The sequence below is a fragment of the Intrasporangium sp. genome, from assembly GCF_039812505.1.
GTDB lineage: Bacteria > Actinomycetota > Actinomycetes > Actinomycetales > Dermatophilaceae > Intrasporangium_A.
The window spans coordinates 1-25361 of sequence record NZ_JBDIAQ010000043.1; the positions used below are offsets into that span (position 1 = coordinate 1).

23 protein-coding genes are annotated in these 25361 nt (G+C 69.9%); 14 read left to right on the forward strand and 9 right to left on the reverse strand.

The annotated features are described in order from the left end of the window. Positions 1–315: 315 nt before the first annotated feature. The gene (locus tag WMI84_RS07830) at positions 316–2037 is read right to left on the reverse strand and encodes a hypothetical protein (protein ID WP_347351934.1); all 1722 of its coding nucleotides are present in this window, start codon (positions 2035–2037) and stop codon (positions 316–318) included. Between the two features lie 172 nt (positions 2038–2209). On the opposite strand from WMI84_RS07830, the gene WMI84_RS07835 reads away from it, so the two are divergent. The 6 genes from WMI84_RS07835 (at position 2210) to pknB (ending at position 9710) form a co-directional block, all read left to right on the forward strand. Further along, a complete protein-coding gene (locus WMI84_RS07835; protein WP_347351936.1) occupies positions 2210–3001 on the forward strand; it encodes a DUF3662 and FHA domain-containing protein in 792 nt (263 codons plus the stop codon). Positions 3002–3011: 10 nt separating this feature from the next. After that, positions 3012–3539 (forward strand): FHA domain-containing protein, encoded by a 528-nt coding sequence (locus WMI84_RS07840; RefSeq protein WP_347351937.1) that lies wholly within the window; start codon positions 3012–3014, stop codon positions 3537–3539. A gap of 4 nt (positions 3540–3543) precedes the next feature. Beyond that, entirely contained in the window at positions 3544–4920 is a 1377-nt protein-coding gene (locus WMI84_RS07845) for a protein phosphatase 2C domain-containing protein (RefSeq protein ID WP_347351939.1), read from the forward strand. After that, positions 4917–6311, forward strand: a complete 1395-nt coding sequence (locus tag WMI84_RS07850) for an FtsW/RodA/SpoVE family cell cycle protein (RefSeq protein WP_347351941.1) — start codon at positions 4917–4919, stop codon at positions 6309–6311. The genes WMI84_RS07845 and WMI84_RS07850 overlap by 4 nt, the downstream gene beginning before the upstream one ends. Next, positions 6308–7768, forward strand: coding sequence for a penicillin-binding transpeptidase domain-containing protein (locus tag WMI84_RS07855; RefSeq protein ID WP_347351943.1), 1461 nt, complete (start codon positions 6308–6310; stop codon positions 7766–7768). The genes WMI84_RS07850 and WMI84_RS07855 overlap by 4 nt, the downstream gene beginning before the upstream one ends. A gap of 94 nt (positions 7769–7862) precedes the next feature. After that, positions 7863–9710 (forward strand): Stk1 family PASTA domain-containing Ser/Thr kinase, encoded by a 1848-nt coding sequence (gene pknB, locus WMI84_RS07860; RefSeq protein WP_347351945.1) that lies wholly within the window; start codon positions 7863–7865, stop codon positions 9708–9710. A 56-nt stretch (positions 9711–9766) separates the two neighbouring features. Here pknB and WMI84_RS07865 read toward each other — a convergent pair whose 3' ends face one another. Both WMI84_RS07865 and WMI84_RS07870 read right to left on the reverse strand, forming a co-directional pair. Next, a complete protein-coding gene (locus tag WMI84_RS07865) occupies positions 9767–10399 on the reverse strand; it encodes an aminodeoxychorismate/anthranilate synthase component II (RefSeq protein ID WP_347351947.1) in 633 nt (210 codons plus the stop codon). 43 nt (positions 10400–10442) lie between these two features. After that, a complete protein-coding gene (locus WMI84_RS07870; RefSeq protein WP_347351949.1) occupies positions 10443–11270 on the reverse strand; it encodes a DUF881 domain-containing protein in 828 nt (275 codons plus the stop codon). 56 nt (positions 11271–11326) lie between these two features. Between WMI84_RS07870 and WMI84_RS07875 the strand changes: the two genes are divergently transcribed. Beyond that, positions 11327–11578 (forward strand): cell division protein CrgA, encoded by a 252-nt coding sequence (locus WMI84_RS07875; protein WP_347351951.1) that lies wholly within the window; start codon positions 11327–11329, stop codon positions 11576–11578. Between the two features lie 138 nt (positions 11579–11716). Here WMI84_RS07875 and WMI84_RS07880 read toward each other — a convergent pair whose 3' ends face one another. The 5 genes from WMI84_RS07880 to WMI84_RS07900 form a co-directional block, all read right to left on the reverse strand. Then, positions 11717–14173: a heavy metal translocating P-type ATPase gene (locus WMI84_RS07880; protein ID WP_347351953.1), complete on the reverse strand. Its 2457-nt coding sequence runs from the start codon at positions 14171–14173 to the stop codon at positions 11717–11719. A 74-nt stretch (positions 14174–14247) separates the two neighbouring features. Continuing rightward, entirely contained in the window at positions 14248–14454 is a 207-nt protein-coding gene (locus WMI84_RS07885) for a cation transporter (protein ID WP_347351955.1), read from the reverse strand. A 37-nt stretch (positions 14455–14491) separates the two neighbouring features. Beyond that, the gene (locus tag WMI84_RS07890; RefSeq protein ID WP_347351977.1) at positions 14492–14767 is read right to left on the reverse strand and encodes a metal-sensitive transcriptional regulator; all 276 of its coding nucleotides are present in this window, start codon (positions 14765–14767) and stop codon (positions 14492–14494) included. 206 nt (positions 14768–14973) lie between these two features. Next, on the reverse strand, positions 14974–15849 hold the full coding sequence (locus WMI84_RS07895; RefSeq protein WP_347351957.1) for a rhomboid family intramembrane serine protease: 876 nt from the start codon (positions 15847–15849) through the stop codon (positions 14974–14976). A 78-nt stretch (positions 15850–15927) separates the two neighbouring features. Next, on the reverse strand, positions 15928–16446 hold the full coding sequence (locus tag WMI84_RS07900) for a peptidylprolyl isomerase (RefSeq protein ID WP_347351959.1): 519 nt from the start codon (positions 16444–16446) through the stop codon (positions 15928–15930). 238 nt (positions 16447–16684) lie between these two features. On the opposite strand from WMI84_RS07900, the gene WMI84_RS07905 reads away from it, so the two are divergent. Both WMI84_RS07905 and WMI84_RS07910 read left to right on the forward strand, forming a co-directional pair. Continuing rightward, entirely contained in the window at positions 16685–17152 is a 468-nt protein-coding gene (locus WMI84_RS07905; RefSeq protein WP_347351961.1) for an antitoxin, read from the forward strand. Between the two features lie 28 nt (positions 17153–17180). After that, positions 17181–18068 (forward strand): hypothetical protein, encoded by an 888-nt coding sequence (locus WMI84_RS07910; RefSeq protein ID WP_347351963.1) that lies wholly within the window; start codon positions 17181–17183, stop codon positions 18066–18068. A gap of 443 nt (positions 18069–18511) precedes the next feature. On the opposite strand, the gene WMI84_RS07915 is transcribed toward WMI84_RS07910, so the two are convergent. Continuing rightward, positions 18512–18997: a YbaK/EbsC family protein gene (locus tag WMI84_RS07915; protein WP_347351965.1), complete on the reverse strand. Its 486-nt coding sequence runs from the start codon at positions 18995–18997 to the stop codon at positions 18512–18514. 731 nt (positions 18998–19728) lie between these two features. Between WMI84_RS07915 and WMI84_RS07920 the strand changes: the two genes are divergently transcribed. From WMI84_RS07920 to WMI84_RS07940, 5 genes are all read left to right on the forward strand, one after another. Then, entirely contained in the window at positions 19729–20136 is a 408-nt protein-coding gene (locus tag WMI84_RS07920; protein WP_347351967.1) for a very short patch repair endonuclease, read from the forward strand. A 126-nt stretch (positions 20137–20262) separates the two neighbouring features. Further along, positions 20263–21762: a DNA (cytosine-5-)-methyltransferase gene (dcm, locus tag WMI84_RS07925; RefSeq protein WP_347351969.1), complete on the forward strand. Its 1500-nt coding sequence runs from the start codon at positions 20263–20265 to the stop codon at positions 21760–21762. 96 nt (positions 21763–21858) lie between these two features. Continuing rightward, positions 21859–23934: a Z1 domain-containing protein gene (locus WMI84_RS07930; protein WP_347351971.1), complete on the forward strand. Its 2076-nt coding sequence runs from the start codon at positions 21859–21861 to the stop codon at positions 23932–23934. A 90-nt stretch (positions 23935–24024) separates the two neighbouring features. Further along, positions 24025–25029 (forward strand): hypothetical protein, encoded by a 1005-nt coding sequence (locus WMI84_RS07935; RefSeq protein WP_347351973.1) that lies wholly within the window; start codon positions 24025–24027, stop codon positions 25027–25029. Continuing rightward, on the forward strand, positions 25022–25361 hold a 340-nt coding region (locus tag WMI84_RS07940; RefSeq protein WP_347351975.1), incomplete at its 3' end, for a hypothetical protein. The genes WMI84_RS07935 and WMI84_RS07940, both read left to right, overlap by 8 nt.

Below are 25361 nucleotides of genomic sequence, written 5' to 3' on the forward strand. Positions count from 1 at the left end.
ACCAGAGAGGCGAGCGAGGTCGACAGGTCGCAGGTCATGTCGCGGTGCCGTTGGTCAGATCGCAGGTCATGTCGCGGCTCGTACAGGATCCCCGCATGGCGATGGGCGCTCGCGCGACATGACGCGCTACCTGACCCAGGGCGCCATTCGACCTGCGACATGACGTGCTACCTGACCCAGGGCGCCATTCGACCCGCGACATGACGCGCTACCTGACCCAGGGCGCGACACGACACGCGACCCGACCACTACGGCGCGACATGACACGCGACCCGACGGCACCGGAGACCTCGACCCCGCACGAGCCCGGCCCGGTCAGAGACCGTCCACGACGACGGCGGCCAGGTTCAGGCAGGCCTCGTGCGTGCGCCGGCCGATCTTCAGCGGGTCGACCTGCAGGCCCGGGGCCAGGGCCGGGTCGTACGGGATGTCGACGACGGTCCGCACCCACTGCTCGAAGTGCTCGCGGGTGTGGACGCCGGTGCTCGGGTCGCCCCGGACCGTGGTGTGCGAGATTACGCAGACGGAGTTGCGCACGAGATCCTCGAGACCCATCGCCACGAGCGCGTCGAGGTTCTTGGCGGCGACGACGGAGGTGTCGTCCTTCAGCGACGTCGCGAACACCAGCAGGTCGGCGCGCCGGGCCGCCGCGAGCCAGTTCGGCGCGAGCCGGTTGTTGCCGGTGTCGATGACCATCATCGGGTAGAACCGCGACAGCTGGGTGTGCAGGTCCTCGAACTCCTGCTCCCCGATGATCCGCATCGCCTCGTCGTCGTCGGCCGAGGCGAGCACGTCGAACCCGAGCCCCCGCTGGTCCCGGACCCAGTGCTCGAGCTCGGACGTGCCGACGTTGGGGTCGCCAACAATGCGCGGCAGCCCGGCGAGCAGGTCCACGACCGTGCGGTGGTGACTCTGCGAGGGCGCGCGCATCCCCAGCGTGCCCTCGGTCTCGTTGTTGTCCCACGCGAGCACCGACCCGGACCGGTACCGGCCGAGGTAGGCCGCCAGCATCAGGGTCACCAGCGTCTTGCCGCCGCCGCCCTTGGTGTTGATCACCATGACCGTCCGGCGCCCGTTCAGCGGCCGCACGATGCGGTCGATCCGGTCGCGCTCGAACAGCTCGGCCCGGCTCGGCCCCAGCCCGAGCGCGCGCCGCAGCCCGGAGCTGGCCCGCAGCCGCTGGCGCTGGCCCTTCGAGCGCGCGGTGACCAGCTCGTCGGCGTGCGGCCCCGTGCGCACCCGCGCCATCGGGTATGCCGCCGAGCCGCCCTCCGCGCGTTCGCCCGCTGCCGTCCGGGGTGCCGTCGGCGGTGCGGACTCGACCGGTTCGGGGCTGACCGGGGAGACGACCGGAGCTGTCACCGGGGCGACGGGCTCGAACGTCGCCGGGTCTCCGAACGCGTCCTCGAACGAGTCATCGGCGAGGCGCCAGGAGGAGCCGGTGAACCGCAGCTGCACCGTCGGGGCGTCCACCACATGCAACGGCAGGTCCGCCGAGTCGAGGCGCCCAGCCGCGTCGACAGCCCGAGCCCGGCCCTCGGCCCGGTCGGTCCCGCCCGACGGCTCCGGCCACGGGGCGGCGCCATCCGGGGGCGCGCTGTCCGGGCCGTCCCCCACACCCTCCGGCTCGGCGAGATCCCGGCCGTCCGCGGCGCCATCCGGCTCCGCAAAGTCCCGGCCGTCCCCCACCCCATCCGCCTGCCTGAGATCCAAGCCGTCGCCCACACCCTCCGGCTGCGCAAAGTCCCGGCCGTCCCCCACCCCATCCGCCTGCCTGAGATCCAAACCGCCCGCCACACCCTCCGGCTCGGCGAGATCCCCGCCGCCCCCGGCGCCATCCGGCTCCGCAACGTGTGCTGTGGTGCCAACCGTGCTGTCGGGGTCATCCACGGGCGCGGCGCCGCCGACCCTCGGCGGCAGGGGCAGCTCGAACGCGCCCGGGACGGACGTGTTGGACGGGTAGCCGGGCAGCCCGCCGTGCCCCACGACGTCCCGTTCGGCCCGGTCCGTGGCGCCGCCCGTCGTGTCCTTGCCCATCGAGCCCTCCCTTGCCGTGCGCTGCCGCCGCAGATCGTCTCACCTTCCCCCCGACGGACAAACCCGGCCGCCCGGGTACGGCTGCACGGCGTGTCGGCGGGCTCGCGCCGCGGGCACCGGCACCCGGGCCCCCGCTACCATGAAACGCCGCATGATCTAGGAGGAGCCGGCCGTGGGAATCATCAACCGAGTCGAGCATGGGCTCGCCAAGGCTGTCCACGGTGCCTTCGCCAAGGCCTTCCGGTCGGAGGTCCAGCCCGTCGAGATCGCCTCGGCGATCCGGCGCGCCATGGACGACCGGGCCGCCCTGCTCGGTCACGGCCGGGCCATGGTGCCCAACCTCTACACCATCGAGCTGAGCCCCACCGACTACGGCCGGCTCGGCGACTACGAGGACGAGCTCGCCGACGACCTCGTCGCGGCGGCGCAGGAGCACGCCGAGTCGCAGGGCTACCAGCCGCACGGGCCCGTGCGGGTCACCCTCGTGCAGGGCGAGGGCCTCGAGACCGGTGTCTTCCGGGTGCGACCGGCGACCGCCAAACGGGTGGAGCCCTCACCTGCCCACCGGGCGTCCGAGCCGCCGCAGGGCAGGAGCAGCGCGGCGCCCGCAGCACCGCCCACCGCCGTCGCCGCGCCGGCCACCCCCCGCCCGGCCCGGGTGAACCCCTCGGCGCGGCCGTGGCTCGACATCGCCGGCGACCGCTACCCGCTGCTCGGCAGCCTGACCGTCGTCGGCCGCGACGAGAACGCCGACATCGTCGTCGACGACGCGGGCGTCTCCCGGCGGCACAGCGAGATCCGGGTGACCAACGACGGCCCGCACCTGGTCACCTCGATCCGCGACCTCAACTCGACCAACGGCACCTTCGTCAACGGCGACCGGATCACCACCCAGCGTCTGCGGGACGGCGACCGGATCACTATCGGGCGGACGTCGGCGACCTTCCGTGCGGGACGGCGGTGAGTGGCCCCGGATGAGCGAGCTGACCCTGACTCTGCTGCGGCTGGGCCTGCTGGCGCTGCTGTGGATCTTCATCTTCAGCATCGTCGGCGTGCTGCGCACCGACCTCTACGGCACGACCGTCTCACGGCGCAGCCAGCGCAAGGCCCGCAAGGCCCGGGAGCAGGAGGCGTCCGGCGCGCCGGGCGCTGCGGCAGCCGCGGGCCGGCCTGACGAGCCGCGCAAGGACCGCAAGCGGCGGCGGCGCGGGGTCCCCACCCAGCTGGTCGTGACCGAGGGCCCCCTGGCCGGCACCGCGCTGCCCCTGCGCGGCTCCGCGGTGCTGATCGGGCGCAACCCCGAGTGCACCCTGATCGTCGACGACGACTACGCCTCGGGCCGGCACTGCCGGGTCTATCCCGACGGCGACGGCTGGGTGGTCGAGGACCTCGGCTCGACGAACGGCACCTATCTCGGCCGCGAGCGCCTGAGCACCCCGCGCCCGGTCAAGGTCGGCTCGACCCTGCGCATCGGCACGACGGTCCTCGAGCTGCGGGGCTGATCGGATGCCCATCGCCCTGCGCTTCGCCGCGCGGTCCGACCTGGGGCTCGGGCCCAAGTCCCGCAACGAGGACTCGGGCTACGCCGGCCCGCACCTGCTGGTGCTGGCCGATGGCATGGGTGGGCACGCCGCCGGCGACGTCGCCTCGTCGATGATCGTCGGCGAGCTGGCCCCGCTCGACGACGAGGCCATCGGCGCTGACCAGGCCGTCGCACGGCTCGCAGAGGCGCTGCACCGCGCCAACGCCCGGCTCACCACGGCGATCCGCGAGAACGACGAGCTGAGCGGCATGGGCTCGACGACCATCGCGTTGCTGCGGGCCGGCAACAAGGTCGCGATGGCGCACATCGGCGACTCGCGGGCGTTCATGCTGCGCGGCGACAGCTTCGCCCAGATCACCAAGGACCACTCGTTCGTCCAGCAGCTCGTCGACGAGGGCCGGATCACCCGCGAGGAGGCCAGCCGCCACCCGCAGCGCTCCGTCGTCACCCGGGTGATGACCGGCCAGCCGGACGACGAGCCGGACATGTCGCTGCGCGAGGCGAAGGTCGGCGACCGGTTCCTGCTCTGCTCCGACGGCCTGTCCGACTTCGTCGGCGCCGACGTCATCGAGGAGATCCTGCGGGAGGCCCAGACCCCGGCCGACGCGGCCGACCGGTGCATCGCGGTCGCCCTGAAGGCGAGCACCCGCGACAACGTCACGGTCATCGTCGCCGACGTCGTCCCCTCCGACCGCGACCTGACCTCGACGACACCGCAGGTGGTCGGCGCCGCCCAGAACCGGCTGCGGGCCCGCACCCGGGCCATCCCGACCACGCCTGCCGAGAAGGCGGCCGCCCTCTCCCGGGCGGCGAACGGCCCCGCGACCGAGCCAGGCGACGTGGAGCCGGCCGAGCAGGAGACGCACGACCGACCCCGCTCCCGGCTGCTCCGCCGCAGCATCGCCGGTCTCGTCGTGCTCGCCGTGCTCGTCGCGGGCGGGTATGCCGCCTACGCCTGGTCGCAGAACCAGTACTTCGTGGCGGTCAAGGAGGGCAACGTGGCGATCTTCCGCGGCGTCTCCCAGGACCTCGGGCCGATCACGCTGCACCACCTCGAGCTGCGCAGCGAGATCCCGGTCAGCGAGCTGCCCGTCGACTTCCAGCGCTCCGTCGAGGCCACCATCCCCGCGCGGGACCTGCCCGACGCGATGGCCAAGGTGTCGACCCTGCGCACCGAGGCCGCGCGGTGCCGCACCTTCGCGGCAGCGGGCATCCCGTGCGGGAGCACGCCGGCCCCGGCGAGCACGCCCAGCGGCATACCGACCACGAGCCCCAGCGGCACCGCGACCCCCTCCACGAGCACCCCGTCCAAGTCCCCGTCGCCGAAGGTGAGCCGATGACGACGACCGTCGAGCCCGTGGCGCCACCCACCCGGCGCGGCCTCGAGCTGCTCCTGCTGCTGCTCGCGATCGCGATCGTGCTGCTCGCGTGGGTGTCGGTCGACCTCAACCGCAACGGCACCGTGCCGGCCAACATCGTCCCCGTCGCCGGGGGGCTGGTCTTCCTCGCGATCGTGGTGCACGTCGTGGTGCGCTGGCGAGCCGCCTACGCCGACCCGGTGCTGCTGCCGATAACGGTCTGCCTCAACGGCCTCGGACTGGTCATGATCCACCGGCTCGACCTCGCCGCGGGGAAGCTCGGCACCGACGGTAACGCCTACCGCCAGATCATCTGGACCGCCGTGGCCGTCGCGCTCGCCGTCGCCGTCATCGTGGTGCTGCGCGACCACCGGCTGCTGCGCCGGTTCACCTACTGGTCGCTGCTGGTCGGCTTCGTGCTGCTGCTGCTGCCGCTGCTGCCGGGCCTGGGCCGCACCGTCAACGGCTCGCGCATCTGGATCGGCGTCGGCGGGATGTCCTTCCAGCCGGGTGAGTTCGCCAAGATCGCCCTGGCGGTCTTCTTCGCGGGCTACCTCGTCGAGGCCCGCGACGTGCTCTCGCTCGCCGGCCGGAAGGTGCTCGGCTTCACCTTCCCCCGCGGCCGCGACCTCGGCCCGATCCTGGTCGCCTGGGTGCTCGCGCTGCTGATCCTCGTCTTCCAGAACGACCTCGGCACGGCGCTGCTCTTCTTCGGCCTGTTCGTCGCGATGCTCTACGTCGCGACCGAGCGGGTCTCGTGGATCGCCATCGGGCTGATCCTGTTCGCCGCCGCCGTCGCCTTCGCGCTGAGCACCTTCGCGCACTTCCAGACCCGGGTGACGCTGTGGCTCGACCCGTTCTCGGAGTCGAGCCTGAAGGCCTCCGACCAGCTCGCGAAGGGCCTGTGGGGGCTCGGCGCCGGCGGCCTGACCGGCACGGGGCTCGGCGCCGGGCGGCCCTACCTGACCCCGTTCGCCGAGAGCGACTTCATCTTCCCGAGCCTCGGCGAGGAGCTCGGCCTGTTCGGCGCGGTCGCGATCATCGTGCTCTACCTGCTGTTCGTCGAACGCGGCGTGCGCACCGCGCTCGGGGTCCGCGACGGATTCGGCAAGCTGCTCGCGATCGGGCTGTCCTTCTCGGTCGCCTTCCAGGTCTTCATCGTCATCGGCGGCGTCACCCGGGTCGTGCCCCTGACCGGGCTGACGACCCCGTTCCTCTCGCTCGGCGGGTCCTCGCTGCTGGCGAACTGGGTGATCATGACGATCCTGCTGCGGATCTCCGACCAGGCCCGCCGGCCGATGCCGGAGATCGACCTGACCACGCCCCGCAGCCCCGCCGCGGGCGATGCCACCCAGGTGGTGAAGCTGCCGTGAACGCCCCCGTGCGCCGCCTGTCCGTCGTGATCGCGCTGCTGTTCGTCGCCCTGCTCGTCGCCTCGACGTCGATCCAGTTCTTCCAGGCGCAGAGCCTGGCCGCGATGCCGGCCAACAAGCGCACCGTGCTCGACAACTACTCCCGTCAACGCGGCTCGATCCTCGTCGCGGGCAAGCCGATCGCCGAGTCCGTGCCCGTCGACGACCAGTACAAGTACCTGCGGCGCTACCCCATGGCCGAGCTCTACTCGCAGGTCACCGGCTTCTACTCCTTCGAGGTCGGCAACCCGTTCGGCCTGGAGCACGCCGCCGACGCCCTGCTGACCGGGCAGGCCGACACGCTGTTCGTCCAGCGCATCACCGACCTGATCACCGGTCGGCGCACGACCGGGGCCACCATCGAGCTGACCATCGACCCCCGGGCGCAGCAGGCCGCCGACGAGGCCCTCGGCCCGTCCCGCGGCGCGGTCGTGGCACTGAACCCGAAGACCGGCGCCATCCTCGCCATGGTCAGCCACCCCCAGTACAACCCCAACGCCCTGTCGAGCCACGACTTCCGCTCGGCCGCCAAGGCGTGGGAGAAGCTCAGGGACGACCCGGCCAAGCCGTTCCTGAACCGGACGATCGAGCAGGTCTACCCGCCCGGCTCGACCTTCAAGGTCGTCACCGCGGCGGCCGCCCTCGAGAACGGGCTGGTCACCGGCGCCCAGTCGCAGGTCCCCGGCCCGGCCCAGCTCGACCTGCCGCTGACCGACGTGACGCTGCCCACCGAGAACGGCCTGCCCTGCGGGCCGGGCAACAGGACGACCCTGGTGCACGCACTGGAGATCTCGTGCAACACCGCCTTCGGCGCCCTCGGGATGCAGCTCGGCGGCGAGAAGCTGCGCGCCCAGGCCGCCAAGTTCGGCTTCGGCGACACCCTCTCGGTCCCGATGCGGGTCGCGCCGAGCAGTGTCCCCGCCGACCTGAACGCCCCCCAGGTCGCCCAGTCCGCGATCGGCCAGTACGACGTGCGGACCACGCCGCTGCAGATGGCCCTCGTCGCCGCCGGGATCGCGAACCAGGGCCGGGTCATGACGCCCTACCTCGTCAGCCAGGTCCGCAGCGCCGACCTCGACGTCATCTCCGACGAGCCCAAGCCGCAGGAGCTCTCCCAGGCGGTCTCCCCCCGGACCGCCGAGATCGTCAAGGACATGATGGTCTCGGTGGTGGACCACGGCTCCGGCGCCCGCGCCCAGATCAGCGGGGTGCGGGTCGCGGGCAAGACCGGGACGGCCCAGCACGACCTGAGCAAGGCACCGCACGCCTGGTTCATCAGCTTCGCCCCGGCCGACGACCCCCAGATCGCGGTCGCGGTCATCGTCGAGTCCGGGGGGGTCACGCACAGCGAGGTCGGCGGTGGGCGGGTCGCGGCACCGATCGCGCGCGCCGTCATGGAGGCGGTGCTCCGCCGATGACGAGTCGTGGGGGACAATCCTGCAAACCTGTCGAAGAGACGATGCACCACACGGATGGGGTCCGGCTGTGTCAGAACGATCAGAGGTGGACGGCGTGAGCATCACCCCGCGTGTCCTCGGCGGACGCTACGAGGTGGGTCGGCTCATCGGGCGAGGCGGTATGGCCGACGTGTACCTGGGCCACGACACCAGGCTCGGGCGCACGGTCGCGATCAAGATGCTGCGCCCCGACCTGGCGCGCGACCCGAACTTCCTGACCAGGTTCCGACGCGAGGCCCAGTCGGCGGCCGGCCTGAACCACCCCGCGATCGTGGCGATCTACGACTCGGGTGAGGATGACGTCGAGTCCGCCGGCGGCACCGGGCTGCCCCTGGCCTACATCGTCATGGAGCACGTCGACGGCGTGACGCTGCGCGACCGCCTGGTCCGCGACGGCCCGCTCGAGCCCACCGAGGCGATCCGGATCACCGAGGGCATCCTCGACGCCCTCGGCTACAGCCACCGCATGGGCATCGTGCACCGCGACATCAAGCCCGGCAACGTGATGCTGACGGAGACCGGCGCGATCAAGGTCATGGACTTCGGCATCGCCCGGGCGGTCGCGGACAGCGCCGCGACGATGACCGCCACCCAGGCCGTCGTCGGCACCGCGCAGTACCTCTCACCCGAGCAGGCCCAGGGCCAGACGGTCGACGCGCGGACCGACCTCTACTCGACCGGGTGCGTGCTGTACGAGCTGCTCACCGGCCGCACCCCGTTCACGGGGGACTCACCGGTCGCGATCGCCTACCAGCACGTCGGGGAGCAGCCCCAACCGCCGAGCATCTGGAGCACGAGCGTGGGCGGCGACCTCGACGCGGTCACCCTGCACGCGCTGGCCAAGGAGCCCGAGTCCCGCTACCAGGACGCGGCCGCCTTCCGGCGCGACCTCGAGAACGTCCGCGCCGGTCGGCCGATCAGCGCGGCGGCCCGCGGGGCCGCGGCCGGATCGGGGGTCGCGGCGCCGACCCAGACCCTGCCCTCGGGTGGCACGCCGACCGCGGTGCAGACGGTCGTCGACGACGTCTCCAGGAGCACGGCCGACCTGCCGGCCGTCGGCCGGCCCGAGGAGGAGGCGCAGGCCGCGCGCAAGGGCAAGGGGCGCCGGACGGCCCTGATCACCGTGCTCGCCGTGATCGTGCTGACGGCCGTCGGCTGGGGTGCGATGACCTGGTTCGGCAACCAGACGCCGACGGTCGTGAGCACGACGGTGCCGAAGATCACCGGGCTGACCGAGCAGCAGGCCGAGGCTGCGCTCACCCAGCACCACCTGAAGGGAGCCGCCACGTCGGCCGCCGACAGCTCCGAGAAGGGCACCGTGTTCAGCCAGGACCCGGCCCAGGGGCAGACCGTCGATCAGGGCAGCACCGTCAGCTACGTCGTCTCGACCGGACCGGACACGGTGACCGTACCCGACGTCAAGGGCCTGTCGGCGGAGCTGGCCACCCAGACCCTGACCGACGAAGGGCTGACGGTCTCCGGCACCAAGGACGTCGACGACCCGTCGCAGGACAAGGGCAAGGTGGTCTCGACCAGCCCCGCGGCGGGGCAGACCGTCGACTCCGGCTCGTCGGTCACGCTCAACATCGCCTCGGGCAAGGTCAAGGTCCCCGACGACCTGGTCGGGCAGCAGTGGGCGGTCGTGTCGAACCGGCTGGCCAACGACTTCCACCTGGTCGCGGTCCCCGTGGACGTCTCCTCCAACGACAAGACTCCGGGCGAGGTGCTCAGCGTCGAGCACGCCGGCGAGGCGGTGGCGGTGGGTGCGCAGATCAAGGTCGAGGTGGCCCAGCGGCCGACCCCGACGGAGACCGTCACCGCGACGCAGACCGTGACGGCTCCGCCGCAGGGACCCACCACGCCGGGGGCGACCGGTACTCCCCAGGGCAACGGCGACGACTGACCGTTCCGGTGTCCGGGCTCAGCTGCGAGTTCAGCGCGGCTGAGCCGGGACCGGGCTCAGCCGGCCCCGCTCACCAGCGGGTTCAGACCGGCCGACCGGGCGACCGCCCCGTCGTCACCGCACAGGCCCAGGAAGTTGGCCAGCATCCGGTGCCCGCCCTGCGTGAGCACGCTCTCGGGGTGGAACTGCACGCCGTGCAGCGGCAGGTCGCGGTGGCGCAGGCTCATGACGACCCCAGAGGCCGTGTGGCCGGTGACGACGAGCTCGTCCGGCAGCGTGTCCGGCACGACCGTCAGCGAGTGGTAGCGCGTCGCCGTGAACGGCGAGGGCAGCCCTGCCAGGACACCGGTGCCGTCGTGCCACACGTCGGACGTCTTGCCGTGCAGCAGCTCGGGGGCCCGCCCGACGGTGGCGCCGAACGCCACCGCGAGGGCCTGGTGCCCGAGGCACACACCGAACAGGGGCCGGCCGGCGTCGGCACACGCGCGCACCAGGTCGACCGAGACGCCCGCCCCCTCGGGGGTGCCCGGCCCGGGGGAGATCAGCACGCCGTCGTATGCCGCCGAGTCCCCGGGCACGACCGCGTCGTTGCGCGCCACGTGGCAGTCGGCACCGAGCTGCTCCAGGTATCCGACGATCGTGTAGACGAAGCTGTCGTAGTTGTCGACGACGAGGATTCGCGGTCCCATGGCGGCAGGGTAACCCCGCCTGCCGCGGCGGCTCCGGTCCGGCTCAGCGGATGACCTGGGCGTGGGTGAGGTCGACGGCGCCGGAGTACGCGGGGAACTTGGCGTCGGCCTGGACGGCCACGTTCCAGCCGAGACCGACGGCGGCGACATACTGCTGGTAGATCTGGATCGTGGGGTCGGCCGCGAGGGAGCGCTCCATCCGCCCGGTGTCCCCGATCGCGGTGATGACGTACGGCGGGGAGTAGACGCGGCCCTGCAGGATGAGGGTGTTGCCGACGCACCGGACGGCGCTGGTGGAGATCACCCGCTGGTCCTGGATCATCATCGCCTCGGCGCCGCCGGACCACATCGCGTTGACGACGGCCTGGACGTCCTGCTGGTGCACGATGATGTCGTCGGCGGTGAACTCGTCCGGGAGCGAGTCGAGGCTGACCTTCGAGTCGGTGAGGGTGACGGCCACGGCCGGGCCGGTGACCGCGGTGGCGCCGGCCTGCACCGACAGGGTGGCGGCCTCGCGGGTGAGGGCCGCCAGGCGCGCGTCGCGCGGGGCGGCGCTCGCCGAGAGCTTGTCGACCTCGTCCTGCAGCTTGTCGATCCGCGCTCCTGTCGTCGCGACGTGCTCGTTGGCATCCAGGATCAGCTGCGGCAGGTCACGGTCGGCCCGCAGGTCGCTGCCCTCGGCGGCCCGGAAGCTCATCGCGAACATCAGCCCGGCGATGGCGGTGACGGCCGGCACCAGCAGGGTCCAGACCCGGATGCGACGCCGACTGCTCGGTCGGGCCCGGCGGCCCGGCGGCGCGGCCTGTTCCGGCGCGGCCTGTTCCGGCGCGGCGTCGTCGGGTGCCGCGTCGTCGGATGCGGTGGTATGCACGGTCTGGCCCCTTGTCCTGATCTAGGCTTGTCCCATTCTGACCCAAGGAGCGTGCAGTGCCCGAGTCCAAAGGCCGCGACAAGAAGGCGGCGGCATACACCCCGCCGCCGAAGAGCAGGAGCGCCGAGCCGAACCCGACGTGGTGGGCCCCGGCGTTCGTCACGCTGCTCATCGTCGGGCTGCTGTGGATCGTCGTGTACTACGTGACCGAGTACCGCTACCCGGTCTCCGCCCTGGGCCCGTGGAACCTCGGGGTGGGCTTCGCGCTGCTGATGGCCGGCTTCATCATGACGATGCGCTGGCGCTGACCCCGAGACGGCCGCCCAGCCACCCGGGGCACCGGCGCCCATCCCACCCTCCGTCGGCGGCACCTTCGGCGGTTGTCCACACTGGGCGGTTGTCCACACTGGGGACAAGTCCTGTGGATGTAGTTACATCGATGTGATTCATCCCCAGCTGTGGACATCCCTGTGGATGCCGCCCACGTCGGCGACGGGCCGGAACCCCCGCAGGCGCAGGCTGTTGCTGACCACGAAGACCGACGAGAAGGCCATCGCCGCACCGGCGAGCATCGGGTTGAGCAGCCCCGCGGCGGCCAGCGGCAGCGCGGCGACGTTGTACGCGAAGGCCCAGAACAGGTTGCCCTTGATGGTCCCCAGCGTGCGCCGCGCCAGCCGGATCGCGTCGGCCGCACTGCGCAGGTCGCCGCGCACGAGCGTCAGGTCGCTCGCCTCGATGGCGACGTCGGTTCCGGTGCCCATCGCCAGACCGAGGTCGGCCTGGGCCAGCGCAGCCGCGTCGTTGACACCGTCGCCGACCATCGCGACGACCTTGCCCTCGCCCTGCAGCCGTCGCACGACCTCGACCTTGTCCGCCGGCAGGACCTCTGCGATGACGTCGGCCGGGTCGATCCCGACCTCGGCAGCCACCGCCCGGGCTGCCCGCGCGTTGTCGCCGGTCAGCAGCACCGGACGCAGGCCGAGCCCGCGCAGCTCGGCGATCGCCTGGGCAGAGGTGGGCTTGACCGTGTCGCCGACCACGATGATGCCGCGCACCCGGCCGTCCCAGGCGACCTGCACGACCGTGAGGCCGTCCGCCTCGTGGGCGGCGCCCGCCTCGTCGAGCTCGGTGCAGCGCATGTCGTGCTGCCGGGTGACGAAGCCGGGGCGGCCGACGACGACGGCATGTGCCGCCGCGGCCAACGGGGCCTGCTCGCCGGGCAGATCCAGCCCGTTCGACGAGCCGTCGGCACCCACCCGACCAATGATTGGGGACCGCTCGACAGTGGGGGCGGAGACGGTGGCGGAGGTGGCGGCAACGAGGCCCTGCACGCCGAGACCCTCGACGTTGCTGAAGTCGCGCACCGCCGGCAGGGCACCGAAGCGCTCCCGGGCCGCGTCGGCGATGGCCCGGGCGATCGGGTGCTCCGAAGCATCCTCGAGCGCCCCGGCGAACCGGAGCACCTCGTCGGCGTCCTGACCGTCGGCGGCCTGCACCGACACGAGCGCCATCCGTCCGGTCGTCACGGTGCCGGTCTTGTCCAGCACGACGGTGTCGACCCGGCGCGTCGACTCGAGCACCTCGGGACCCTTGATCAGGATGCCGAGCTGAGCGCCGCGGCCGGTCCCGACCATGAGTGCGGTCGGGGTGGCCAGGCCGAGCGCGCACGGGCAGGCGATGATGAGCACCGCGACCGCAGCCGTGAAGGCAGCCGTCGCCCCGGCCCCGGTCACGAGCCAGAAGACCAGCGTCGCGGCGGCGAGCAGGATGACGATCGGCACGAAGATCCCCGAGATCCGGTCGGCGAGCCGTTGCACCTGGGCCTTGCCGTTCTGGGCCTCCTCGACGAGCCGGGCCATCTGGGCCAGCTGGGTGTCGGCCCCGACCCGGGTGGCCCGCACGACCAGCCGCCCGCCGGCGTTCACCGTGGCGCCCGTGACCGCGTCGCCGACCCCGACCTCGACCGGCACGGGCTCACCGGTCAGCATCGAGGCGTCGACCGCGGAGCTGCCCTCCTCGACGACCCCGTCGGTGGCGACCTTCTCGCCCGGGCGCACGACGAACCGGTCGCCGACGGCGAGCTGCTCGGTCGGGACGCGCTCCTCGCGGACCCCGGCCGGACCCTGGCGCAGCACCCCGACGTCCTTGCTGCCCAGCTCGAGCAGCGCGCGCAGCGCCGCCCCCGCCTGACGCTTCGACCGCGCCTCGAAGTAGCGGCCGGCCAGGATGAAGGTGGTGACCCCGGCCGCGACCTCGAGGTAGATGTTGCCCGCTCCGTCGCCGCGCGCGATGGTCAGCTCGAACGGGTGGGTCATCCCCGGCATCCCGGCCGTGCCGAGGAACAGCGCGTAGAGCGACCAGCCGAAGGCGGCCAGGGTGCCCATCGAGATGAGCGTGTCCATCGTCGTGGTGCGGTGGCGCAGGTTGACCCACGCCGCGCGGTGGAACGGCCAGGCGCCCCAGACGACGACGGGCGCCGCGAGGGTCAGCGACAGCCACTGCCAGTTGCGGAACTGCAGCGCCGGCACCATGGCCAGCACGATGACCGGGATGCTGAGCGCGGCCGAGACGAGCAGCCGCTGCCGCAGCGAGCGCACGTGCTCGTCGGCCGGTTTCGCCTCGTCCGCGGACCCGGCGCCGACGGGAGAGGCGGTGGGTGCGGGAGGCAGCTCGGCGGCATACCCCGCCGCTTCGACGACGTGCACGAGGTCGGCCGGGGTCAGCGACTGCGGGAAGGTGACCTTCGCCTTCTCGGTCGCATAGTTGACCGTCGCCGTGACGCCGGCCACCTTGTTCAGCTTGCGCTCGATGCGGTTGGCGCACGACGCGCACGTCATGCCGCTGATGGACAGCTCGACGGCGCTGGTGGCGGGCTGACCGAGCTGGTCGGTCACGGAGCTCATGGTGTCCTCACTTCGATGGGTATGCCGCTCAGCCGGCTCCCGGGCGTGCGTGGCCGCGGGAGCCGGCCGGGTGCTCAGACGAGCTGGTAGCCGGCCTCCTCGACGGCGGCCTTGACCGCGGCCGCGTCGATCGGGTCGGCGCTGGTGATGGTCAGGGCGCCGGTGTCGAGCACGACGGCGACGTCCTCGACGCCGGGGATCTCCTGGACCTCCTCGGTGACCGAGGCGACGCAGTGGCCGCAGGTCATGCCGGTGACGGTGTAGGTGGCGGTCTGGCTCATGTGGGGTGCCTTTCTCAGGGTTGGGGGTTGGGAGCGGTCAGGAGCGCACGAGGCGGGCGATGGCCTCGGAGGCCTCCTGGATCTTGTGGTCGGCCTCGGGTCCGCCGTGGCGGGCCGCCTCGAGGACGCAGTGGTTGAGGTGCTCGTCGAGCAGCTTGAGCGAGAAGGCCTGCAGGGCCTTGGTCATCGCGGAGACCTGGGTGAGGATGTCGATGCAGTACTGCTCGTCCTCGACCATGCGCTGCAGCCCGCGGGCCTGGCCCTCGATGCGGCGCAGGCGCTTGAGGTAGTCGTCCCTGGTCCTGTTGTGGATGTAGCTGTGCTCGTGCCGCGGGGCCGGGGTCTCGGTGGTCGACGGCTCGGTGGTCGACGGCTCGGCGACCGATGGCTCGGCCAGGTCGGGGGTGGTCACGGTGTCGGTCATGTCTGGTCCTCTCGCTCGCCCTCGACATCTACACTATACCCCCCTAGGGTAGATTGACAACCGTGCGCCACGGCTGCGGGGCCCGGTCTCGAGGGTCAGCGGCCCCGGAACGCGGTCAGCTCGCGGATCGTCTCGGGGACGGTCAGGTACTTGGCGTAGGCGAGCGCCGCCACGACCAGGAACAGGATGACCAGGCCGGACCACGCGAGCGCAGGCAGCGAGCGGCGCCGGGCCAGCACCAGGACCCCGGCCCCGGCCAGGCCGACGACGAAGCCGCCGAGGTGGGCCTGCCAGGCGATGTTGGGGATGATGAACCCGATCGCGGCGTTGAGCAGCACGATGCCGTAGATGCCGGCCACCGACCGGTTGAGGTGCCGGTTGAGCACGATGAGCGCGCCGAAGAGCCCGAAGATGGCACCGGATGCCCCGACGACGGGGGTCAGCCAGGCGGCGTCCTGGCCACTCACCAGGCCGATGAACGTCGGGTTGCCGGCCAGCAGGAGCACGCCGACCTGCCCGCCGATGCCGCTGACCAGGTAGACCGCGAGGAACCGGCCGCGCCCCATGAGCGGCTCGAGGTAGGAGCCGATGATGTACAGCGCGTACATGTTGAAGCCGATGTGCATGAGCGAGCGCGGCGAGTGCAGGAACATCGCCGTCACGAAGCGCCACGGCTCGACCCACCCGGCCACCGGGGCGAAGGCGAAGTCGTTGGTGACGCCCGGCGAGACCCACTGGATCAGGAAGATGGCGACGCAGATGCCGATCAGGGTGAAGGTGACGACGGGACGTCCGTCGGTGACCCGCCCACCGAGGACGGTCTGCTGCCGCCGCGAGGTGCGCGCCGCCTCACGCACGCAGTCGACGCACTGGATCCCGACGGGGGCCGGCCGCTGGCAGTCGGGGCAGGCGGGGCGGCCACACCGCTGGCAGCGGACGTACGCCTCCCGGTCGGGGTGCCGGGGGCACACCGGCGGGGCGGCAGGCTGATGGCCGGCCCACGAAGGGATCGGGGGCTGGCCACCGGCACCGTTGTCCGCCAAGAAGGCTCAGTCCTCGATGCTGACGGAGTTGATGACCACGTCCTGGACCGGCTTGTCGTTGGCGCCGGTCTTGACCTTGCCGATCTCGTCGACGACCTTGCGGGACGCCTCGTCGGTGACCTCGCCGAAGATCGTGTGCTTGCCCTGCAGCCACGTGGTGGCCGCGGTCGTGATGAAGAACTGCGAGCCGTTGGTGCCCTTGCCCATCCGCTTGCCGGCATTCGCCATCGCCAGGACGTAGGGCTTGGTGAAGTCCTTGTCCGGGTGGATCTCGTCGTCGAAGGTGTAGCCCGGGCCGCCGAAGCCCTGTCCGACCGGGCAGCCACCCTGGATCATGAAGTTCGGGATGATCCGGTGGAAGGTCAGGCCGTCGTAGAACGGGGTCGGGTTGGTGCGGCCGGCCTCGTCCTTGTACTCCTTCTCGCCCTTGGCCAGGCCGACGAAGTTCTCGACGGTCTTGGGGGCGTGGTTGGGGAACAGCTCGATGACGATGTCGCCGTGGTTGGTGTGCAGGGTTGCCTTCATGCGCCAATCCTTACACGACCCACGGGGGCTCACGGCCGCAGACGGCCTGCGCCCCCGTGCACCCCCGACCAGCCCACCCACGGGGGCTCACGGCCGTGGCTGAGCGAGACGCCAGGTGCGGGTGGGCACGCGAGCCCGGTGAGCGGCATACGGACGGCTGCCGGGGACTGCACATCGGGGGCGCGACGTTCTAGGGTCGGAGCATTCGGGACTTACCACGCCGAGGAGGCGCACGACCATGTCATTCCTGGACAAGCTGAAGCACAAGGCCGAGGAGCTCGAGCACCAGGCCAAGCAGAAGGCCGACGAGCTGGAGCTGCAGGACAAGGCCACCCACCTGGCGGAGCAGGCCAAGGACGCCGCGCAGTCGGCGAAGGAGAAGGTGGGCGAGCTCGCGCACGACAACCGCGAGAAGATCGGCGAGTTCGTCGAGAAGGCCGGCCACGCGATCGACGAGCGCACCGGCGGGAAGTACTCCGACAAGATCACCAAGGCCCAGGAGCAGGTGAGCCGAGGAGTCGACAAGATCGCCGAGGGCCGACCCGTCGAGGACGTGCCCGGGCCCGAGGCCCCCCCGGCCGCGCCCGCACCCGACGCGGCGACCGACGTCACCGGTGCTGTCGACACCGACGCGGGCGCCACCGACGCGGGCGAGGCGACCGGGCCCGCCGACGCACCGGGTGACGGACCCCGGCAGGACGGGTAAGGGGACCCGGAGAGACCGAGGAGGACCCATGCCGGACAGCACCGTCACCGAACTGGTGACCGATCAGGCCGCGGAGACCGGGGCAGTGCTCGTGGAGAGGCTGGACCACGCGCGCGAGCAGGCCGCGACCGCGACAGCATCCCTGCGGGACGCCGCGACCACGTTCCAGGAGGCGGCCGGGCCGGCGTTGCACGATGCCTCCAACCTGGCCCGGGAGAGGTTCGCGACCGCGCGGGACAAGGCGTCCCCTGCGGTGCACGACGCCGTGCACCGCGCCCGGCCGACGGTCGAGGCGGCCCAGACCGCGTTCGTCGAGAGCCTCCTGCCGAGGCTGGCGGCGGTGATCACGTCGGCGGCGGCCGGCCTCTCCGAGGCGAAGGAAGGTGCCACCCCGTATGTCGACCAGGCGCGCGAGGCGGCCCACGTCGGGAACGAGCGCGCGCGGGACGCGCTCAAGGTCCTGAAGGGTGAGGCGACCATCACCGAGACGCGACGCTCGTCGAAGCTCAAGTGGTTCATCGGGATCGGGGTGGTTGCGGGGGTGGTCGGCGGCCTGGTCGCGTTCCGCCGCAGCCAACGGGCTGACGACCCATGGGCGACCCCCCTGACCGACCCGGCGCCCGCCTCGCTCAAGGACCGCGCTGCCGAGAAGGTGGCCGATCTGACCGAGGCGAAGGACCACACGGGTGAGCTGGACGCGTCCGAGCCGGCGAATGCCACCGGGTCCGCGGAGACGAGCGAGGCTGCGGAGGCGGAGTCGGGTGCCACGTCGGGTACCGGGACCGAGGCTGCGACCACCGACGAGGCTGCGGCCCAGGAGGCGCCTGAAGCCACCGCCGACGAGGCTGCGGACGAGCTCGACGATGCTGCCGAGGGTGAGCGGGCCGACGTGGAGGAGCCGGGACGCGGGGTCTGACGAGGTTCTGGGGCGGGGACCACGAAGGCTCCCGGGGTGGCGCCTTGCGTCCCGCCAGGGGTCGCCTCGTGAACCGAACGCCTCGTCGAGGAACGCATACGGCCCACCTCGTGGAGACCGCCGCCCAGGGACGAGAGCAGAACAGAGAGGCCCGGTCGCCGAGCGACCGGGCCTCTCTACGCTTGAGCCGGCTCGCACAGACAGGGGGACAGCGCGAGCCAGCACAGGCCTATAACTGCTCAGACAGACTGTTCAGGTATGCAGAAGGGCTGGGCGCGGTTCGTGCGGGCCCAACCCTTCGCTGTCTCCGAGTGTAGCCACTCGCAGGCAACTTGGGAATCTTGCGACGCCATCCTCGGCGCGTCGTACGGTCCACGCTATACCCGCGATCGCGGCAGGGCCACAGTGGCGGCCGGACAGATTCTGGACGTGGCCTCGGCTGCTCAGGCGACCTCCAGCTCTCGGGCTGCGGTCAGGCGCACGAGCTCGTCGTAGTTCGTGCTGAAGACTGCGGCCGGGTGCCCGGCCGCCGCCCATACGACGGGGTGACGACGCAGCCACGGGTCGATGTAGGTCGGCACCGGTGCCGGATGCGCGATCGGAGACACGCCACCGATGACCTGGCCGGTGTGCTCACGCACGAACTCGGGGTTGGCTCGCCGTAGGCGCTGGACGCCGAGCTCGGCCGCGACCTTCCCGGTGTCGACGCGGTGCGCCCCCGAGGTGAGGATCAGGACCGGCGCGCCGTCGGCGTCGAACAGCAGGCTGTTGGCAATGGCACCGACCTCACACCCGAGTGCCTGCGCGGCCAGGGCAGCCGTGTGGACCGAGTCGGGCAGCACGACGACCTTCCCGGTCGCACCCAGCCGGTCCATCTCTTCCCGGAACCGGCTGATGGACGCATGTTCGGTGTTCCCTGCCTCGCTCATGGCCCGAGTATCGCTGATGAGATCGTGCGGTCCGGGTGCAGCCCAGACGAACTGATCGCAGGGGACGTCAGGAGCCGAGGTGCTGTGTTGCTCTGCCGGGCCCGGTATGAGCGCGCTGATCCGACCTTGGAGCACGCATGGATGCGGCCGGCATCGAGGTCGAGCGCTACACCCCGGAACGCACCTGAGCCGCGTGTTGCTCCGCTTCGTCCCGGGCGGTGATTGGAGCCTCGCGTGTGCCGTCGACTCCCACAATCGGACCACGGCGGGATAGTCCGCAGGCCCGAGGCGTAACAACCTCCCACGCTCGGCCCGCGGCCCGATAGTCGGTCCGGGGTCGACGCAGTCGGGCATGGGGACCTTCCGATAAGCGAAGAACCCTTCCCGGACCGGAAGGGCCCACTGGCCTGTGGTGGAGCCAAGGGGAGTCGAACCCCTAACCCCTGCTTGCAATTCGGCGCGAGGCCGTCGGCATGCCGCATCCAAGCACGTGACGAGCCATCGGAGATCGCCTGCCGCCACGCGTTGGCGATGTGGTTGCAGTACTCCGTTGCAGTACTCGCTCGGTATCCACAACCCCTTGTCGCGGCTCAGCCCTGCCCACAGCTCGATGGATGAGTGCTGCGCAGACCGTGTGATCGGCCGGAGATTGACCTCATGACGCGACTTCACAAACCGGGTGACCAACGCCACCGCCACGGTGCCGGGACTCCCTCTCGTACCGTTGGTTCATGGCTGAAGGCTGGGTCTCGACCAAGGCGGGCGCCCACCTGGCTGGTCGTCGCAAGGAGAACACCACACCCGAGGTGCTACTCAGGAAGGCAGTGCACGCCGCCGGGGGACGGTTTCGCCTGCACCGACAGCTGGCCAAGGGGTGCACGCCCGACTTCGTACTCCCAGGGCGGCGCCTTGCCGTGTTTGTGGATGGGTGCTTCTGGCACGGTTGCCCTCGCCATGGTCGCAAGACGCCATGGGCCGGCCCCAATGCCGAGCTTTGGGCTGATAAGATGCGCCGAAACAGTGAGCGTGACGAAAGATCGTCGATGCTGGCGGAACAACTGGGCTGGCGTGTCGTGCGGGTCTGGGAGTGTGAGGTGCGCGACGACCCCGCAGAAGTCGTCGGCCGTCTGCTGCAGTGATGGCAGGGCGGAAGTAGGCGAGTGTCCCCACCTGGTGATGGAGTTAGCACAGTCACGCCAACCGCCACACTGCGCACATTGGGTCGGCCCTCTGGAATGCGCTCTGCCGAAGGAACGGTCCACGCTATGAACGACCTTCTGCCGCTTGACTTTTCAGCGGCGGCGCGCCAGCTTGACATAGCTGAATCCTCAGCTAGGCTTTGTGGCATGTCGCCTCGGTCTGTATCCTTTGAGTACGTGGATCTCTTCGCTGGCATTGGTGGGTTCCACGCCATGCTGGACCACGCGGGTGGGCGCTGCGTTTACGTCTCCGAGATCGACCGAGAGGCCCGCGAGACGTACGTCCGCAACTGGGTCGAGCCCTTGCCGAAGGCGCTGAGGCCGATCATCAACACAGACATAACCTTGGCCACTCCGGCTGAGGGAGCGGTGGACGTGCCAGCCCATGATGTGCTCGCTGCCGGCTTTCCCTGTCAGCCATTCTCCAAGTCCGGGTTTCAAAGGGGAATGGACGAGGCTCGGGGCACGCTGTTCTGGAACATCGCCAGAGTCCTCGAGGAGTTAAGGCCCGCGGTCGTCCTCCTCGAAAACGTCCGAAATATCGCGGGTCCTCGGCACAGGTACGAGTGGAACGAAGTCATCATCAAGACGCTGCGCCAACTCGGGTACAGAGTCTCCTCGACACCCTCCGTCTTCTCGCCGCACTTCTTGCCACCATCGATGGGCGGGACCCCTCAAGTGCGGGACCGGATCTTCATCCCTGGAACGTACGTGGGCCCGGAGCGAGCACAAGCGGAAACCGATGTCCCACCCGCCGTCGTCAGAGGTCCCGTCGACGGCTGGAACGTTCACGACTGGGACGTCGACTGGGTGCTCGATGACGACGCCGACATCCCCGGCATCGAGAGGTACCGCCTGAGTACCGACGAGGCTGAGTGGATAAATGTCTGGGATGACCTTGTCCAGCGGATGTGGTCTGCCCGCGGCTATCGTCTGCCTGGCTTCCCACTCTGGGCCAACGCCTGGGTGCCAGAACGAGCTCTCGACCCGATCGAGCTGGACCTGCTGCCCAGGTGGAAGGCCGACTTCCTCGTCAAGAACGCGAGGTTCTTCGACGACCACCGCGATGTCATCAAGGCGTGGCGCAAGGCCAACCCGTCGTTCGCGAACTTCCCGGCGTCCCGGCGCAAGCTTGAATGGCAAGCCCAGGACATGGCGTCTCTGTGGGACACGGTCATGCACTTCCGACCATCCGGCATTCGTGCGAAGGCGCCGACTTACCTGCCGGCCCTTGTCGCAATCACGCAAACATCGATCGTTGGAAGTAGACGTCGTCGCCTCACACCCCACGAAGCAGCCCGCCTCCAAGGCCTCCATCGGTCGTTCTCTTTCGACGGGCAGCGAGACCAGGCTTCTTATAGGCAAGTGGGGAACGGCGTATCGGTCGGCGCGGCCTGGCACGTCTTCCGAGCCCATATCGAGCAGAACTCGAACGACCTGCCCGAGCGGTTGGTCCGCTCTGTCTTGGATGCACCCGCCAACCCCACAGGTGATGCCTTGGCGCCGGAGGCGCATCTCGCAGATCGCCAGATCCGCGCGCAGGGTGGCCACACGCTGGCTGGATAGCAGTGTTGGCCGCGCCAGGCGTTTCGGACGAAAGCCCCACACCGGGTCGAGCTAGATTGATACAGTCGCCCTGACTGCAACGGTACGGGGGTGCTCGTGGAAGCCACCGAACGAGAGCGCATGGACGCCTCGTTTGAGCGCCGTAGCCTGCCCAAAGACACGCGCGACGCGCTGTGGACCGCCGCCGACTCCATCCTTGCGCACGGCCCCACACTGTCCGCCCGCAGTGGAGGAACGGGTCTCGCCCTCGGCTACGTGCAGTCGGGAAAGACGACAGCGATCACGGCCTTGGTCGCAGCCGCCGCCGACTCCGGCTACCGCGTCGTTGTGGCGTTGCTCGGATCCACCAACCTTCTCCTCCAACAGAACCAGTCTCGCCTGCTCGGCGCGTTGGGCATGGACCAGCGACAGGATTATCGCTGGGTCAGCATGACGAACCCCGCCGGTGCCACAAAGGCGAAAGAGATGGCCAACTGGCTTTCCCGCGGTCGAACCATCTTGATTCCCGTTCTTAAGCATGCGGGACGAATCGACGCCCTGGCGAAGATGTTCGTAACCGCGGATGTCGCCGCTCTGCCGGTGCTGATCGTCGACGATGAGGCCGACCAGGCCAGCCTCAACACGGACGTGAACCGCGGGCAAGAGAGTCGTACCTACGAAGCGCTCACGAAGCTGCGCTTGGCTGCACCGCGTCATCTGTACGTCCAGTTCACGGCCACGCCGTACGCCCCGCTGCTCCTTGAACCGGACGACCACCTGCGGCCCGACTTCATCGAGCTCTTGCAGCCAGGTCAGGGTTACACCGGAGGTCGGGAGTTCTTCGTGGACTACGCCGGCGTGGTCGTCAGGCCTATTCCCACGCTAGATGAGCAGCGGCCCAAGTCACTCCCTACGCAGTTGCCAAAGTCGCTCGTCGAAGCTTTCGGAAGTTTCGTAGCCGGAACAGCCCTCCTGCTCGGGCGAGATCCTACGGCGACACCTGTCTCCATGCTCGTGCACAGCACTCAGCGAAATGACGTCCAGTCCCGGTACCACTTTCTCCTGCAACGCCTGATTCGTCGTTGGGCCGAAACCGCCGGAAGCGCGACCGGTGTGCACCAGCTGCCGGAGCAGGTGCAAACGGAGCGCAGACGCATAACATCGCTGGGCGCCCCAGACCTCGATGACATCGCCTTCCTGGACCGGGTGCGCTTCGTACTCGGCGAGACGACGCTTTGGCTGGTCAACTCGACCAGCGACGTTAACAAGGTTGATTGGCGGGTGGCACCCGTGCATGTGCTCGTAGGCGGCAACAAGCTGGACCGTGGGTTTACGGTCGAGGGCCTCACGGTCACGTACATGAACCGCCCGGCGAGCGATCAGATCGACACACTAGAACAGCGTGCCCGCGCCTTCGGCTACCGCTCCGACCTGCTGCCGTATTGCCAGTTCTTCGCAACGCCTCGGACGCTCAAGGTGCTTCGCGAGACAGTGGACACTGAGTACGACCTTCGGGCGAACCTCCGGGATTGGCTTGGTGAGGGTCACGACGTCTCTACGTGGGCGCGGGAGGTGGGGCTGCTTCTGCCGCAGGGGACGAGGCCATCTCGCCAGAACGTGCTTACGACCCTGACGCAGTTCAACGAGCGCCCCGGCTGGCATCAGCTGCGCCGGCCCTCGCTGGACCAAGCTTCGCGCCTGGACAACGAAAAGCTCGTGGCGGATCTTGGGCTCCTTACCGCGCCGCGCGAGCTATATGGGCGCCTCAGCCACCCGACACTGCGTCTGCCGCTCCAGGACATTACCGAGCGCCTGCTGCGGCCTTGGTCCGGTGTTGACGTCGGCAACAGCCCCGGCTGGCGTCACCATGACCTGCTCGGCCTCCTGGAGCGGCTACCGCAGCAAGGACGTACGGTTCCTCTGATCCTGATGGAGCACCCGGACGGCGGACCCCGAAGCCGTGAATGGGATCAGGAACTCGGCTTTATCAACTTGATGCAGGGCTCAGACCCGGTTCGTAAGGTCGGGGAGGCTTGGTATCCCGGCGATCGCGCCATTGGTGGCGTCACCGAGGATCCTGAGCAGGTGGTTGTGCAGGTGCATCGTGTGATCTCTAGCCAACCCGGGCTTGTCCCCGAGCTGTTCACGCTCGCGATTCACGCAGGCAGACGCGGGGTAATACGGAAGGTATGACAGATGAGTGAGTTGAGAGACGTCCGTTCGATGGGCCGTCAACGTCGTGTCCCGTTACGAGACCTTGTCCTTGATCCGCACAACCCACGCTTGCCGGCCGACATGCAGGGGGAAGACCAAGAGGACCTAGCAGTCCACCTCGAACTGGGTTTCGACGCGCTGACGGTGGCGGAGTCGATCGCGTCACATGGGTTCTTCGGTAGCGAGCCGCTCATCGTGGTCGCCGAGGATGGCTCGGACCGCTGGGTTGTCGTGGAGGGCAACCGACGGCTCACGGCACTGCTCGGGCTGGTTGACCCGAAGATCCGAGCCCACTTCGCAAACCCATCGCCTTGGGAGCCGCTCGCTGAACATGCGAACTTGAGCTACGACGACCAGGTACCGGTGGTCGTACTGCCCGACCGGGCGGCTGCCACACCCATCATCGGTTTCCGCCACATCTCCGGCATCCTCCAGTGGCAGCCTTACGCCCAAGCTCGATACATCGCGCGTCTAGTGGACGAGGACCACATGACCTTCGCCGCGGTAGCCGAGATGATCGGGGTCGACCGCACCAAGGCAGGCAACCTGTATCGCGACCAGGCAATCGCTACCCAAGCGCGCGCGATGGGCATCGAGACAGGGCCAATGGAGGAGGCGTTCTCGCTCCTTACCGTAGCCATGAGCACCCCCAGGCTGCGGGCTCATATCGACGCCCCCCTGGGTTCGAAGGCCACGCCGGGTGAGGCTCCCATCCCTGCCGGACGCGCCCCGGAGCTGAAGGAACTCATAACCTGGCTGTACGGGGACGGAGATGTCGAGCCGGTCATCGGTGAGTCTCGCGACATCAGCAAACTGGGCAACGTCGTCGCGTCAAAGATCGGGCTCCAAGCACTGCGTGAGGGTGTCACTCTTGAGGCCGCTGTGCAGAAGGTCAAGGATGCCGACGCCAACCCTCGCCAGCGCATCATGCTGCGGCTCCGGACGGGAAAGAACTCATTGTCTGCCGCCTTGGAGGACATCGACGATTTTGTAGGCGACGCCGAAGTCAATGATGCCGTGGACGAGGCGCGCGCTGCGGCTGACGCTCTCCTAGCAGCACTCTCGCGTGACTGAGCCCTACACCCCGACGAAGCGAGCAAACCGCGTCGCCGACTGGATCGAGACCGAGTGCTTGCTGCGCGGCAAGGCCACCGGCTCCGATGCCTTGAACGAGGTTGGGAAGGCCCACGGTTACCACGCGAGCGATGTGGGCCTTGGACTCACCACAATGTCGCGGCGGGCCGCGGTACTGGGAGACGCCTACCCCTTCCGCATTGCCAACGGGGCAGCGGCCCTGCCCCTCGCTGAAGAGTATCCATGGGTAGCGCTGCTGCTAATGAGCTCGGAGTCACCGATTCGTCGGACGCTCAACGTCGGAATAGCGGCCGCCCACCTCGAGCGAGTGA